Here is a 14,841-nt window from a genome sequence, read left to right as displayed (position 1 = left end):
CACGCCCATGGGCGTGACAGAACCCCCGTCCCCACTGTCACGTCCCCGTCCCCCTGTCACGTCCCCGTCCCCCTGTCACGCTTCTTCATCGGGTACAATATATCCTCGTAATCCGAGAAAGGTGGACGTGATGGCACGCAAGCAAAAGTTTGACTACTTCGAGGCGTTCGTGGAAATCGGCAACTGCGCCGTCGAATATGCCGATGCGCTTGTCGATTACCTGACGAGTCATTATGACGAGGAAAAGCACATGGGTGCTATCAGTCCGGCAGAAGTTCTCGAGCATTATTACGTCCTGCACGAGATCGAGGAGAAGTCCGACAGCGTCGTTCAAGCCATCACCGAGAACCTCATCCTCGAGTTCATCGCGCCTATCGAACGTGAGGACATCCTTGAACTTGCCGATGAGCTTGATACCGTCGTTGACGAGCTCGACGATGTTTTGCAGCGCATCTACATGCATAACATCACCGTCATCACGCCGGAAATCATCGAGATGATTCACATCGTGCAGAAGACGACCCATGCTCTTCAGGCCGCCTGCGACAAATTCACCCACTTCAAGAAGTCGAAGTCCATCAAGGATTACATCAAGGAGATTCATAAGTACGAGGATGAGGGCGACCGCGTCTACATCGAGTCCGTGCATCGGATCTACAAGAAGGCCGAGGAAGACGAGTTCGAGCACGCACTTTTCGCCGTCGGTCTCTACGGCGTGCTCTCCGCACTCGAGAAGTGCTGCGACGCATGCGAGAGTGCGGGTGACATCATGGTTGCCGTGCGCCTCAAGAACTCCTAGATACGGCATATATATCAATTGATGACAAATGCGCTACGGAACAGCGCACGCCTGTGAACTGGGGTACAATGCTCCATTGTCGTGCGTCTTGACGTGCGATGCATGCGGGCGTGGCGGAACTGGCAGACGCGCTGGATTTAGGTTCCAGTGGAGCAATCCGTGAAGGTTCGAGTCCTTTCGCCCGCACCATAGACCGAAGCGCCTCGGCGCATTCTCAAAGCGCCATGATGGCGAGGATTTTTGGAGGAACGTTGGAAGTCACGACGAGCACCCGCGAGGACGGCAAGACGCAGGTCACCGTTCACATGACTGCAGATGAAGTCAAGAAGCACATCGACAAGGCATTCAAAGACTTTTCGAAGACCCGCATCCCGGGCTTTCGCGCAGGCAAGGCGCCGCGCAAGGTCATCGAGCAGAACTTCGGCGGACATAATGCAGTCTATGCTCAGATCACTTCTGACATGATCAACGATGTCGCCCCGCGCGCCATCGACGAGCAAGATATCATCTTCATCGGCGACCCCGAGTTCGACGAGAACGATCTCGCGGCCGATGGCGAGGACTACGAGTTCACGATGTTCGGCGACATCAAGCCGAGCGTCGAGCTCGACTCCTACGATCCCGTCGAGATCAAGATGCCCTCCGAGGAAGCCACCCAGGAGGACGTCGACATTCAACTCCATGCCCTGCAGGATTACTACAACAACTTCGAGACGGTCGAGCGCGCCGCCAAGGATGGCGACTTCGTGATGATCAAGCTCGCGTCCACGGCTGACGGCGCGTCCGTCGATGCCCTCACGAACGAGAGCCGTCTGGTCGAGATCGGCGGCCCGATGATGCCGCAAGAGCTCACCGAGCAGCTCGTCGGCATGAAGGCGGGCGACGAGAAGGAGTTCGATTTCACGACGGAGTTTGACCCCAGCCTTGCCGGCAAGACCATTCACACCACCGTCACCGTCAAGGAAGTCCGCGAGAAGGAGACGCCGGAACTTGACGACGAATTCGCCAAGAAGGTCGGCTTCGACACCTTCGACGAGCTCGTCGAGCAGCTCAAGAACGAGATCACCAGCACCAAGGCCGAGCAACTGCCGCGCCTCAAGGAGAGCCGCTGCGTGACCGAGCTTTCGCGTCGCATCAAGGGCGACATCCCCGACGCCTATCTCGATTACACGCGCGAGAACATCTTGCGTGACTTCTTCAACAGCTTGCAGGAGCAGGGCACCACGTTCGACCAGTTCCTGTCGAGCCGTGGCATCACGGGCGAGCAGTTCAGGGAGGACCTCGAGGCGCAGGCGCGCGAGGAGGCCGAGGAGTGCCTGGCACTCGACGCACTGTTCACGCATCTCGGTATGAGCATCGGCGAGGAAGACATCGAGAAGGAGTTCAGCGTCGCCAACAATCCGGAGGCCACGCGCAAGGCGTGGGAGGACGCTGGCCGCATGTCCATCATCCGCGAGGCCATCAGACGTCAGCGTGCCACCAAATGGTTGGTGGATAACGCAGTCGTTACCATCGACAATGGCACGGATGACGAGGCATAAGACGAGATATAAGTCGCGATGCTGTTCAAGGGCATTCGCACCTAGTAGTGAGGAATAAACATGAATATCATCCAGCCCGCATCTGATACGCTCATCCCCTATGTCGTGGAGCAGTCGCCGCGCGGCGAGCGCAGCTACGACATCTATTCGCGTCTGCTCAACGATCGCGTCATCTTCCTCGGCGAGGAAGTCACCGACGCGTCGGCCAATACCGTCATTGCGCAGCTTTTGCATCTCGAGAGCGTCGATCCCGACAAGGACATCTCGCTCTACATCAATTCGCCCGGCGGATCGGTGAGTGCCGGTCTGGCCATCTACGACACCATGCAGTTCATCAAGCCGGATGTGAGCACCATCTGCATCGGCATGGCAGCCTCCATGGGTGCGGTACTGCTGGCGGCAGGTGCGCCTGGCAAGCGTTTCGCGCTACCCAATTCCACCGTCATGATTCACCAGCCGTCCGGTGGTGCGCAGGGCAAGGAGACCGATATCCAGATCATGGCCGAGTTCATGCGCAAGACGCGCGAGCAACTCAACGAGATTCTCTCCGCCCATACGGGTCAACCTATCGAGACCATTCGCGAGGACACCGAGAAGGACAATTTCATGACCGCCGAGGAGGCCAAGGCATACGGCCTGGTCGATGATGTGGTCAAGTCCCGTGCCGCTGCCAAGCTCGACGAAGAAGTGAAGAAGGACTAAGCACATGGCGGAAGGACCACATGGGTTTGACGGTAAGCTGCGCTGCTCGTTTTGCGGCAAGACCCAGAACGAGGTAGACAAGCTTATCGCCGGCGAAGGCGTTTACATTTGCAACGAGTGCGTCAAGCTCTGCACCGACATCATCGATGAGGAAGACGCCAGTATACGAGGCGAGGAGCTACCCGCCGCAACCGGGCGCTCCGAGGGCCTCATCACGCTCGAGACCCTGCCGACGCCCATTGAGATCCATGATGAACTTTCGCAGTACGTCATAGGCCAGGAGGATGCCAAGAAGGCGCTCTCCGTGGCCGTCTACAACCACTACAAGCGCGTAGCCCTGGGGCTTGGCTCTGACGATGACGAGGTCGAGCTCGCCAAGAGCAACATCATGCTGCTTGGCCCCACGGGCTGCGGCAAGACGCTGCTTGCCCAGACGCTCGCGCGCATCCTCGACGTGCCCTTTGCCATCGCCGATGCCACGGCGCTCACCGAGGCCGGGTACGTGGGCGAGGACGTCGAGAACATCCTGCTCAAGCTTATCACTGCGGCAGATAATGACATCGATCGCGCCCAGGTGGGCATCGTCTACATCGACGAGATCGACAAGATCGCCCGCAAGGCCGAGAACCTCTCGATTACACGCGATGTCTCGGGTGAGGGCGTACAGCAGGCTCTCCTCAAGATCATCGAGGGAACTGACGCCGCCGTGCCGCCCACGGGTGGACGCAAGCATCCGCAGCAGGAGCTCATTCATATCGACACCACCAACATCCTGTTCATCTTGGGCGGCGCCTTCGTCGGTCTCGACAAGATCATCGGCGAACGCATCGGCAAGCGCGGCGTGGGCTTCAATTCGGAAGTCGCCAAGCCGCACGCCGAGGAGTCGTCCGAGCTTCTTCAGAAGGTTCTCCCCGAAGACCTCAACAGTTTCGGCCTCATTCCGGAGTTCGTGGGTCGCATTCCCGTCATCACCTCCGTTCAGGAGCTCGGCGAGGATGACCTCGTCCGCATTTTGACCGAGCCCAAAAACGCGCTCGTCAAGCAGTACCAGCGCATGTTCAGCTTCGATAACGTCAAGCTCACCTTCGAGGAAGGCGCGCTGCATGCCATCGCGCAGCTGGCCATCGAGCGAGGCACGGGCGCTCGTGGCTTGCGCTCCATCTGCGAGAGCATCCTGCAGGACACGATGTACGAGCTGCCGAGCACCGATGACGTGGCCGAGGTCATCGTCACCGAAAATTGCGTGCGCGCGGATGAAGAACCTGAGGTCGTGCTGCGCGCGACGAGCCAATTCGTGGCATAAAAGACGACGAATATCAGATCAAGACAAAAGGATACGAACATGCCCGAGATGCCCAAGACCTATGACGTGGCGAGTGTCGAGGAGCGCATACTCCAGAAGTGGCTGGATGGCAAATACTACGCGCGCTCCAAGGGGGAGGGGGACCGTACGGTCGTCATTCCGCCGCCCAACGTGACGGGCATGCTGCATATGGGCCACGCGCTCGATGACACGATTCAGGATACCTATATTCGCTACAGCCGCATGAATGGCTACTCCACACGCTGGATCCTGGGTACCGATCACGCGGGTATCGCCACGCAGACCAAGGTCGACAAGAAGCTCAAGAGCGAAGGTATCTCGCGCCTCGAGATTGGCCGCGAGGCGTTCCTCGAGGAGTGCCAGAAATGGCGTGACGAGTACGGTGGCATCATCGTCGAGCAGATCAAGCGCATGGGCTGCTCCATCGATTTCGACGACGAGAAGTTCACGATGTCACCGGAGTACGCGAAGGCCGTGCGCAAGGTCTTTTGCGATTGGTATCACGACGACCTCATCTACCGCGGCAAGCGCATCGTCAACTGGTGCCCGAGCTGCACGACGGCCATCTCGGATGACGAGGCCGAGTACCAGGACGAGAAGGGTCATCTGTGGCATCTGCGCTACCCGCTCGTCGAGCCGGTTGACGGTGTCGAGTACATCACGGTCGCCACGACGCGCCCCGAGACAATGCTCGGCGATACGGGCATTGCCGTGTCACCCGATGATCCGGACAAGCAGAAGTTCGTGGGCAAGATGGTCAGGCTCCCCATTGTCGACCGCGAGATTCCGATCTTCTCCGACTGGCATGTGGATGCGGGCTTCGGCACGGGTTTCGTCAAGGTCACGCCCGCGCATGACCCCAACGACTACGCCATGGGCCAGGCACATGACCTCCCGCAGATCAATATCTTCGACGAGCATGCCGTCGTCGTCGATGGCTACGGCGCGTTCACGGGCATGACTCGCGACGAGTGCCGCGAGGCCGTCGTCGCGTGGTTCGAGGAGCATGAGCTGCTCGATCACGTGGAAGACCACGAGCACTCCGTCATGCATTGCTACCGCTGCGATTCGACGCTCGAGCCCTGGCTCTCCGAGCAATGGTTCGTCGCCGTCGACAAGCTCAAAGGCCCGGCGACCGACGTCGTTGCCGATGGACAGGTCACCTTCCATCCGCAGCGCTGGACGCAGACCTACATGACCTGGATGGAGAACCTCAAGGACTGGTGCATCTCGCGTCAGCTCTGGTGGGGTCATCGCATCCCCGTCTTCCATTGCGCCGATTGCGGCTGGGAAGATGCGCTCATGGAGGACACGGACGTCTGCCCCGTGTGCGGCAGTCATGAGGTGCACCAGGAAGAGGACGTGCTCGACACGTGGTTCTCGAGCCAGCTGTGGACCTTTGCCACGCAGGGATGGCCCGACCATTCCGAGGAGCTTGTCGGCCATCATCCCACCAAGGTGCTCGTGACCGCACGTGACATCATCGCATTGTGGGTCGCCCGCATGATCATGAGCTCGCTGTACTTCCTGGACGAGATTCCCTTCGAGGATGTCTTCATCTATGCCACCATCTTGGCCAAGGACGGAAGTCGCATGTCGAAGTCCAAGGGCAACGGCGTCGATCCGATGGATCTCATTGCCATGTACGGTGCCGATGCGATGCGCTTCAACCTGCTCACGCTCGTCACCAATAACCAGGATGTCAAGTTCGATGCCAACATCGACAAGAAGACCCACGAGCTTATCGACTCCCCGCGCACCGAGGCCGCGCGCTCCTTCGTCACCAAGATCTGGAACGCGGCACGTTTCGTCATGCTCAACATGGATGGCTACGAGCCGGGCGAGCCCCAGGCGGCGACGGCCGCCGATGCGTGGATTCTTTCGCGCCTGGCCAAGCTCACGGCATCCGTCACGGCCGGTATCGAGGAGTATCGCTTTGGCGACATCGCCCGTGAGCTCTACGCGTTCTTCTGGAACGAGTTCTGCGACTGGTACATCGAGCTGTGCAAGGCACGCCTTGCACAGGAGGGTGATGCCCGTTTGATCGCGCAGCGCAATCTCGTCTTCGTGCTCGACAGCGCCCTGCGCCTGCTGCACCCGGTCATGCCCTTCGTCACCGAGGCCATTTGGGAGTACCTGCCCGTCGAGGATGATGCTCCGGCGCTCATGGTCGCTTCTTGGCCCGATGCGGGAGAGCTCTCGCGCTGGATCGACGATGAGGCCGAGCAGGCCATCCAGCTCGTCGTGCAACTCGTCACCTCCGTGCGCGCCACGCGTGCTGCCTATGGCATCAGCCCGCGCCAGGAGCTTGCCGTGGCCCTGCGCTTCGCGGATGACGACGAGAAGGCTACCGCCGAGCGCACGCTCGTCGAGCAACAGCGCGACCTCATCATGGCGCTCGCCAAACTGTCGAGCCTTGATATTCTCGAGGCGGACGCTCCGCGCCCTGCCGAGAGCGGTATCGATTTCGTGGGCGATATCGAGGTGTATACCGCGCTGTCCGGCTTGGTCGATTTTGCCGAGGAGCGCAAGAGACTTGAGACGCGTCGCGCCAAGGCTCTCAAGGAGCTTGAGAAGCTCGACAAGAAGCTCGGCAACCAGAACTTCCTCGACAAGGCCGCACCCGAGGCCGTCGAGAAGGTCCGCACCGAGCACGCCGAGCTCACCCAAGAGCTCAAGCTTATAAAAGCGCAGCTCGAGGAGTAGCAGCAGTTCCGAAAGGGGATGACCGTGAAGAAAATCCTGTATGTGGATGCCTGCGTCAATCGTGACACCTCACGCACCGAGCGGCTCGCCCAGGCGCTTCTCGAGCGTCTGGATGGTCCGGATGTCGAGATCGAGACGCTTGTGCTGGAGGATGAGAAGAACTTGCTGCCTCTTACGGGCGAGCTTTCCAACCAGCGTATGGCGTGGTCAAAGGCCGGTGATTTCAATCACCCCGTTTTCGATTACGCGAAGCAGTTTGCCGAGGTCGATGAAGTCGTCTTCGCGGCACCGTACTGGGACTTCTCGTTCCCCGCTCTGTTGAAGATCTACTTCGAGTTGCTTTGCGCCCAAGGCGTGACCTTCGTATACAGCCCCGAGGGCATTCCCACGGGCATGTGCAATGCCAAGCGCGCGTATTTCGTCACGACTGTCGGTGGATACAGTGGTGACTGGGACTATGGCTATGATCAGGTCAAGGCCTTGTGCCAGCTCTACTTTGGCATCGAGGACGTGCGTTGCTTCAGGGCCGAGGGACTCGACATCATCACGAATGACCCCGAAGCCATCATGACCGAAGCGCTCGAGGAGCTTGCCCGCGCCCAGCTCTAGGAGATGTCATGGACGATTACGCTAATCTTGATTACGATCGCGCGCAACGTTGTGGTTTTCCCGAGGTCATCTACGGGGCAAGCAAGACTCCCGAGCAAATCTGCGCCATCGCCGAGCAGCTACTCGAGCGTCACGGCGTCGTCGTTGCGACGCGTGTGAGCGCCCAGGCGGCCGATGTCGTATGCGGTCACATCCGCGACGCTCGCTGGTTCGAACGCTCGGGCTTTCTCTTCGCCGACCGTCGTGAGCGCCCCGTTGAGGGCGACACGCTCGAGGAGATTCTGAGTTGCGCTAATCGGGCCGAGGGCCAGGTGCTCGTCGTGTGCGCGGGCACGAGTGACATGAACATCGCCGAGGAGGCGGCGCTCACGGCGCGACTCATGGGCTCGCGCGTGCAGCTGCTCGCCGATGTCGGTGTCGCAGGCGTGCACCGCACGCTTGCGCATGTCGACGATTTGCGTGGTGCCCATGCCATCGTCGTGGTTGCCGGCATGGAGGGGGCCCTCGCCTCGCTCGTGGCGGGCTTGGTCGATGTCCCGGTCGTGGGCGTTCCCACAAGCGTGGGTTATGGGGCAAGCTTTGGCGGCGTTACCGCACTGCTTTCCATGCTCAACTCATGTGCAGGGGGAGTGTCGGTCGTCAACATCGATAATGGTTTTGGGGCGGGGCAGATCGCACATCGAATCAATTGCCCACCCGAGCGTTTTTCTGGTTTTTAGCCGCGGCCGCTGGCCTTCAGGAATTCGACGACGTCCTCGTTAGTGAGCCCACGCTCGGCAAGGTAGCCGGTGTAGGCCCGATGCGTCTTGGAGAACTTGTTGCCGAACCAGCCCAGGAAAATCGCCGCTATGGCGGCGAGTATCCAGGTGATGCCCGGCGCGTTCTCGATGACGTAGTTGATGACCAGGAGATAGTACACGGCTATGGCAGCCAGGCATATGACGAGCCCGACGACGAGACGTATGAGCCATTTGCGGTATTCGGCACGCTTGTTCGCGGCCTCTCGCATGATGCTTGGTTTTTGAGTCTTGCTCTTCCCCACGGAGGGCTCCTTTTCGCGCGGCGCGACAAACGGTAGGGGAGAGTGTACACCATGTAACTACCTAATTCTCTGAGTATGAGGCAATCGCCGTTTACGCAAAAAGAGCTTCTTGAAAGCAATTCTCAGTACAGTGTGCTATTCTATATGGCGATTTTGTGGAGGATATCGAAGACATGGACGCGCGTGAGCCATCACGGCGTTCTTTTTTCCCTATAATCCGCAGGTCATCGTCTTCGTCTCATCCTTGATGCGAAGACGGCCTCCTATCGCTTCGATGGGAGTAAACGCCGTATCGTCTGGCAGCCGCTTGTCCCCCTTTGGGACGGGCATCGGTCTAGAAGGCTGACGGACGAATTGTAGGACGTCCCGTATGGGACAAAGGAAAAGGAGTTGACTATGTGTTTTAGGCCCGCAGGTGTAGAGATCGATCTCAACTGCCCGTCGTGCGGCAAGAAGCTGCCCGTCATCGGCAATACCGTTCTCAAGAAGTGCCCGTTCTGCAAGTATGAGTTCACTGAGCAGGACATGGAAGACTTCCAGACTCAGCTCGGCGGTCCCGCCGGCGCTGCCGCTCCTGGTGCCCCCGCGGCTCCTGGCGCTCCTGGTGCCCCCGCGGCTCCTGGTGCTCCCGGCGCTCCCAAGGCTCCTGGTGCGTAAGGATTTTTAGCTCGCTTTTACGCAGTTTTGCCCGTGAGAAGTGAGGGTACCCGTGTCTGTCGTTAAACCAAAGAACCTCCAACTAACGGAAGAGGATCTAGGGGGGTTACCTCTCAACGAGATCACATGTCGTGCGTGCAGTGGCTATGGCAATTGTGGATACCGTATGTATCGCATCAATGATGGAAAGCCAGTCGTCATCTGCCAGATGCGCAGGGCAAAACTGCTAGAAGAGCAGCAAGGAGACGAGTGACGATCACTTGGAATCGAGTTTTCTGGGGTCTTGATTCTAGGTGATGGGATATCTGCCTCTTTGTTGTTGGGAAAGCTGGGGGGCTTTCCCGAATACTCATTTCTCATGATTGAGATATTGGATTTAAGGAGGGACTGATGGACGGTAAAGAGTTTACTGTTTCCGAAGTCATTGACCGCGCGGGCATTTCTGCCCACACATGGGTCGTGTTCGTTCTCTTGGCCTTCGCCATGATTTTCGACGGCTACGACTTCATGATCGTCAATTCCACCAACACCTATGTTGCACCTACGTTCTTCGCGGCTCAGATTGCTGCTGGTCAGCCCATCGCGGCTCTTACCGGCTCCCTGACCACGTGGGGCCTGCTCGGCATGGTTCTTGGTGGCGCCGTCGGAGGTATCCTCTCCGACATGATCGGTCGTAAGAAGATGCTCACGATCGCAGTTATCTTCTACGGTCTGTTCACCCTACCCCAGGCTTTCGCGCCGGATTACGCCTTCTTCTGCGCGTTCCGCCTCATCGCTGGCTTTGGTGTCGGCTCCTGCATCCCGGTTGTAACCACCGTGTTCTCCGAGAGCATGCCTTCCAAGCAGCGCGGCATTTTCGTTACCTTCGGCATGGCCTTCATGGTTATGGGTTGGGTTATCGCTGGTCTGGTTGCAGCTCCCGTCTGCTCCAACCCGAACCCGATCATCCCTGGTCTCTGCGACGGTCAGATCACGCTCGCAACTGGCGCGACTGCTGTGCAGAACTGGCGTGTCTGCTACCTGATCGGCGCTCTGCCGGTCGTCTACGGAATCATCCTGCTCTTCGCGATGCATGAGACTCCGCACTGGTATGCAAACCATGACCAGAAGGACAAGGCTGTTGCCCGTCTTGAGCAGATCGTCAAGGCTACCCGCCACGTCGATGTGCACTTCGATGCCAACCTGCTGATCGTTCCGCCCAAGCCTGCCAAGTCTGGCCCTGCGGTTCTGTTCTCCAGCAAGTTCATCGTTGCCACCTGCGCAATTTGGTCCGCTTACTTCGTCGGCCAGTTCTGCGTCTATGGCATGAACGCCTGGATTCCCACCTGGTTCCAGGGCAATGGCTTTACCGCAGCCGAGTCTGTAACCCTGCAGACCTGGAACAACGTTGCCGCTATCGCCTCGAATATCGTCGTTGGCTTTGTCTCTGACGCCATCGGCCGTAAGCGTGCACTGTGGATTGGCTGGGTCGCTTGTATCGTTGCGATCATCGCCTGCTCCGTGTTCGTCCCGATGTTCCCGGGCGAGGCTCCCGTGAATGGCGCACCCCTCGCTGGCGCTGCTGCGGGCAACTTCGTTCCCTGCATCTTCCTGATGCTCCTCTTCGGCTTCTGCCTGAACTACGCCATTACGGCTGTCCAGCCCCTGATGCCCGAGTCCTATCCCACCACGCTCCGCAACACCGGTACTTCTTGGTGCCAGGCGTTCGCTCGCTTCGGTGGTTCCGGCTCCTCCATCGTTCTCGGTGCTGCTGCCGGCCTGGCCATGTTCCAGCATGACGTCAATGGCGTTATGTCCAACAACTGGTCCATGGTTGTGCTCGTTCTGCTCATCCCGTTCGTCCTTGGTCTCCTCTGCACGCTGCTCTTCGTGAAGAACACGGGCGGAAAGACGATGGACGAGCTGCAGAAGCTCTCCGAGGAGAATCCGCTGTCCGAGACGGACGGCAATGGCCGCTTCTGGATCATGATCGCCGTGGTTGTCATCAACTTCATCGGCTGCATCGTGTGCCCGCTGGCCATCCCCGGCTTCTCCAAGACGGCTATGGCTCTGCCCATCATGCTCGTTGCCATGCTCCTTCCGTTCATCTACTTCTTCGTATTTGGCGGTCTGGGCCTCGGCAAGGAGAAGAAGGCAAAGGCAGAGGGTGCCAACATTCTCTAAGTTGTGCCCCTGCACTTGTCGTTAGCTCTTGCTAGCGCAACGGAAGGCCCCCGGCGTAATGCCGGGGGCCTTCTTGTTTGTCATTTGTGACAGGGGGACGGGGCGGATTCTAGCGGTCATTGCACGCATGGAAAGGATGTGGTGCAATGGCTAAATACTCTATCGATGATTGGACGGCGGTCAAAGAGAGGCTTCGCGCGGGTGATTCGATCAGGGAGTGCGCAAGGCGGACCGGAATCGGACGTGGTGCCGTTTTCAAGTGGAGCCGAATGGACCGCCCTCCGGATCGGATGGTGCTTACAATGGACGCCGCGAGCTGCCCGACCCCGAGCGCAAGAACATCGCCCAAGCAGCGCCTGACATACGAGGACCGCTGCTTTATCGCGGCCCTTCTCGATGTCGGGCGCACCAACCAAGAGATTGCCGATAAAATGAACATCAGCAGGACGACCGTCGCTCGCGAGCTTTCCCGGGTGCAAGGACCCTACGATCCGAGGCACGCCCAGCTTGATGCGAGGAAGAAGGCGAAAAGGCCAAAACCCCGCAAGCTCGATGCCCGAGGCCCCCTCAGGGCCTATGTGCTGCAGATGCTTGCCAGCAGATGGTCGCCCGAGCAGGTCTCCAAGCGGATCGAAGAAGACTTCCCGGATGACGAGGAGATGCGCATAAGCCACGAGACGATATACCAGTCCCTTTATGTGCAAGGCTACGGGACGCTGCGCCATGAGCTCGGCGTCGAGTACGCCTTGCGCACCAAGCGCCGCGGTCGCAAACCGGCATCCAAGCTCCCCGCAAAGAACAGGCCCTGGCTTAAGGATGCGCATATATCCAAGAGGCCCCCGGAGGCGGGTGACCGCTCCATCCCCGGGCATTGGGAAGGGGACCTGATCATTGGAAGCGACCTGTCGAGCTGCCTCATAACCCTCGTGGAGAGAAGGTCGCGCTTCCTTTTGATGTCGAGGCTGGCCTGCCATGACGCGGACACGGTCGCAGAGCGCATGGCGCAGATGGCCGAGGGGATCCCCGAGGAGCTCAGGCGCACGCTCACCTGGGATCAGGGGTCGGAGATGGCATGCGTGGACAGGTTCAAGCTCTCCTCTGGCTTCGAGGTGTATTTCTGCGATCCGCACTCTCCTTGGCAGCGGCCCACCAATGAGAATGTGAACGGGCTGATCAGGGAGTTCTTCCCCAAAGAGACTGACTTCACGGAGGTGTCGGACGAAGAGGTGGGCAAGGTGCGGTGGCTGCTCAACAACCGTCCGAGGAAGGTCCTGGGCTGGAAGTTCCCTTCCGAGGCTATGCAGGAAGTGTTGGCGGAAGGTGCAATGATCGCCTGAACCCGCCCGGGGGTTCTGTCATGCGAATCCAGCGTGACCAGAACCCCCGTCCCCCTGTCACGCCGCAAAGCTTGTTGCTTACTTCTTTATCGAATCGCTCTTGCGCTTTTCCAGGACGTGGCCGCGCTTGTCCTTCTTCAGCTTGGAATCCTTGTGGTCGATGGGACGGCCCTCCGGCCTGATGATGCGCACGTAGGGGGAGTCGGCCTCGATGAGCTCCTGGACTTCCTCGTAGGTGAAGCCCTTGTTCTCGAAGATGCGGCTCTTGAGGTTGTTGAGGAGCCCGGCAGGGGTGTAGTCGTTGCCCTCGCTCAAGCCCTTCCATTCCTCCTTGATGAGAATGGCGACAAACGCCGCCACGGCAATGCGCAGCTTTTCAAGCTCGTGGGCATGAATCTCGTAGCACATGCCCTTATCCTTGAAGTTGACGAGCTTGATATGCACAGCCTTGCGCTCGAAGCTCGTGAGCGTTTCCTCGACGAAGGTGCACGGGGGCTCGTGTGCACACCCGTAGAGATCCCACACCATGCCCTCGATGTAGTAGTGGTGATTGATAACGAACGTGTGCAGGATGTACTCCCAGCGCTCGTAGCGAATGTAGTAGTTAAGCACGTGATTGTCGGGTTTGATGAGGCCGACCTGACCACCCATGCGGCCCATGATCTGCACCTTGTCCTTCTCTCGCTTCCAGCCTTCCTTGCTCTTGAACTGGAGGAAGACATCCCCGTCTTCGTACCAGGTGTCGAAGTCCTCGTGCTTGGCAATGGCATCCTGCTGGATGTAGATCTTATTAAATTTCTGAGCCACGAAATCCCCTTTGATTTGCGGTTACGCTTTGGCAATTATAGCCCAGATACCCTTGCAGAATTCCCCGCATGCGGTACTGTCATGAGGACGCTTTTTCGCGTGAGAAATGGCGCATTACGCGCACTCGGATGAGAGGACTATCGTCATGCTCGATGGAACAACCGTAACCCTGACTTTCGAAGGTCGTCTGCCAGATGGCTCCGTTTACGACAAGATGACCGCCGAGAACCCCCTCGTGTTCCAGGTTGGTCACGACATGGTGCTCGATGGTTTCGAGCGCGAGGTGCGCGAGATGGCCGAGGGCGAGAAGAAGACCTTCACCATCAAGGATTGGGAGGCATTCGGCGAGTATCTCGACGAGCACACCGAGGAAATCCCGATGGAGGTCATGCCCAACATGAAGGGCCTCGAAATCGGCAAGGTCATCTGGATGATCACCGAAGACGAGGAGAAGGTTCCGGTTACGGTCAAGGACATCACCCCGGAGGCCGTGACGCTCGATTACAACCATCCGCTGGCGGGCAAGGATCTTACCTTCGATGTCGAGCTCATCAAGGTCGATGAGTCCACGGCCGATGACCCCAATGCCCCCAAGAGGGAGATTCCCAAGGACCCCCTCGACCTCATCATGTAGGGGATTGCGCTATGTACAAGAACATTCTCGTTGCCGCCGATGGATCGGAAAACTCACTGCGCGCAACGGAGCAGGCAGCCTACATCGCGTCCCTTGAGGGCGATGCGCAGGTCAAGATCGTCTCGGTCATCGCCATCGACGTGTACTCGGACATGGTCTACGACCCGATCGAGGCACATGGTGAGGCCCAGCGTGAGATTATCAAGGATGCGGCACAGGTTTTGGCAGACGCTGGCATCGACCATGAGATCGTGCTGCTGCACGGCCGTCCTGCCGACGAAATCATTCGCTACGCGACGGAGTCGGAAGCTGATTTGCTCGTGATGGGCAGTCGCGGTCTGGGCGCCCTGCGCGAGTTTGCGCTCGGCAGCGTGAGCCACAAGGTTCTCACGCACGCCAAGTGTCCGGTGCTTGTCGTGAAGTAGGGATTTCTCCACTTCGGTCGAAATGACAAGGGGACGGTGGCGCTACGCGTCTGCCCCTGTCATTCCGAGCGAAGCGGAGCGGAGTCGAGAAATCT

At 58.9% G+C, this 14,841-nt stretch carries 14 protein-coding genes and 1 tRNA gene; 13 read left to right on the top strand and 2 right to left on the bottom strand.

The genetic code is table 11. The features are described from left to right. The first annotated feature begins 7 nt into the window (after positions 1 to 7). From DBY20_09685 to larB, 8 genes are all read left to right on the top strand, one after another. Positions 8 to 799, top strand: a complete 792-nt coding sequence (locus DBY20_09685; protein PWL77610.1) for a hypothetical protein — start codon at positions 8 to 10, stop codon at positions 797 to 799. A gap of 104 nt (positions 800 to 903) precedes the next feature. Further along, positions 904 to 988, top strand: a tRNA-Leu gene (locus DBY20_09680). Between the two features lie 35 nt (positions 989 to 1,023). After that, positions 1,024 to 2,340, top strand: a complete 1,317-nt coding sequence (gene tig / locus DBY20_09675) for a trigger factor (GenBank protein PWL77609.1) — start codon at positions 1,024 to 1,026, stop codon at positions 2,338 to 2,340. Positions 2,341 to 2,400: 60 nt separating this feature from the next. After that, complete coding sequence (clpP, locus tag DBY20_09670) at positions 2,401 to 3,042, top strand: ATP-dependent Clp endopeptidase proteolytic subunit ClpP (protein ID PWL77608.1); 642 nt, start codon at positions 2,401 to 2,403, stop codon at positions 3,040 to 3,042. A 4-nt stretch (positions 3,043 to 3,046) separates the two neighbouring features. Further along, positions 3,047 to 4,345: an ATP-dependent Clp protease ATP-binding subunit ClpX gene (locus tag DBY20_09665; protein PWL77607.1), complete on the top strand. Its 1,299-nt coding sequence runs from the start codon at positions 3,047 to 3,049 to the stop codon at positions 4,343 to 4,345. A gap of 39 nt (positions 4,346 to 4,384) precedes the next feature. Continuing rightward, the gene (locus DBY20_09660) at positions 4,385 to 7,072 is read left to right on the top strand and encodes a valine--tRNA ligase (protein PWL77606.1); all 2,688 of its coding nucleotides are present in this window, start codon (positions 4,385 to 4,387) and stop codon (positions 7,070 to 7,072) included. A gap of 18 nt (positions 7,073 to 7,090) precedes the next feature. Then, on the top strand, positions 7,091 to 7,681 hold the full coding sequence (locus tag DBY20_09655; protein PWL77605.1) for an ACP phosphodiesterase: 591 nt from the start codon (positions 7,091 to 7,093) through the stop codon (positions 7,679 to 7,681). Positions 7,682 to 7,689: 8 nt separating this feature from the next. Further along, on the top strand, positions 7,690 to 8,400 hold the full coding sequence (larB, locus tag DBY20_09650) for a nickel pincer cofactor biosynthesis protein LarB (GenBank protein PWL77604.1): 711 nt from the start codon (positions 7,690 to 7,692) through the stop codon (positions 8,398 to 8,400). On the opposite strand, the gene DBY20_09645 is transcribed toward larB, so the two are convergent. Further along, the gene (locus tag DBY20_09645) at positions 8,397 to 8,723 is read right to left on the bottom strand and encodes a hypothetical protein (protein ID PWL77603.1); all 327 of its coding nucleotides are present in this window, start codon (positions 8,721 to 8,723) and stop codon (positions 8,397 to 8,399) included. The genes larB and DBY20_09645 overlap by 4 nt on opposite strands. Positions 8,724 to 9,119: 396 nt before the next feature. Between DBY20_09645 and DBY20_09640 the strand changes: the two genes are divergently transcribed. From DBY20_09640 to DBY20_09630, 3 genes are all read left to right on the top strand, one after another. Next, the gene (locus tag DBY20_09640) at positions 9,120 to 9,380 is read left to right on the top strand and encodes a hypothetical protein (GenBank protein ID PWL77602.1); all 261 of its coding nucleotides are present in this window, start codon (positions 9,120 to 9,122) and stop codon (positions 9,378 to 9,380) included. Between the two features lie 390 nt (positions 9,381 to 9,770). Further along, positions 9,771 to 11,543: an MFS transporter gene (locus tag DBY20_09635; protein ID PWL77601.1), complete on the top strand. Its 1,773-nt coding sequence runs from the start codon at positions 9,771 to 9,773 to the stop codon at positions 11,541 to 11,543. Positions 11,544 to 11,689: 146 nt separating this feature from the next. Further along, positions 11,690 to 12,880 carry an IS30 family transposase gene (locus DBY20_09630; GenBank protein ID PWL77600.1) on the top strand — a complete coding sequence of 397 codons (1,191 nt, stop codon included), beginning with the start codon at positions 11,690 to 11,692 and terminating at the stop codon, positions 12,878 to 12,880. A 78-nt stretch (positions 12,881 to 12,958) separates the two neighbouring features. Here the strand turns inward: DBY20_09630 and DBY20_09625 are convergent, their stop codons facing one another. After that, a complete protein-coding gene (locus DBY20_09625) occupies positions 12,959 to 13,687 on the bottom strand; it encodes a hypothetical protein (protein PWL77599.1) in 729 nt (242 codons plus the stop codon). 106 nt (positions 13,688 to 13,793) lie between these two features. Between DBY20_09625 and DBY20_09620 the strand changes: the two genes are divergently transcribed. Next, a complete protein-coding gene (locus tag DBY20_09620; protein PWL77598.1) occupies positions 13,794 to 14,321 on the top strand; it encodes a peptidylprolyl isomerase in 528 nt (175 codons plus the stop codon). 11 nt (positions 14,322 to 14,332) lie between these two features. Beyond that, entirely contained in the window at positions 14,333 to 14,746 is a 414-nt protein-coding gene (locus tag DBY20_09615; protein ID PWL77597.1) for a universal stress protein, read from the top strand. Positions 14,747 to 14,841 lie beyond the last annotated feature (95 nt).

This window comes from Coriobacteriia bacterium, from assembly GCA_003149935.1.
Classification (GTDB): domain Bacteria; phylum Actinomycetota; class Coriobacteriia; order Coriobacteriales; family QAMH01; genus QAMH01.
This window is presented reverse-complemented; position numbering and strand designations above follow the sequence as displayed.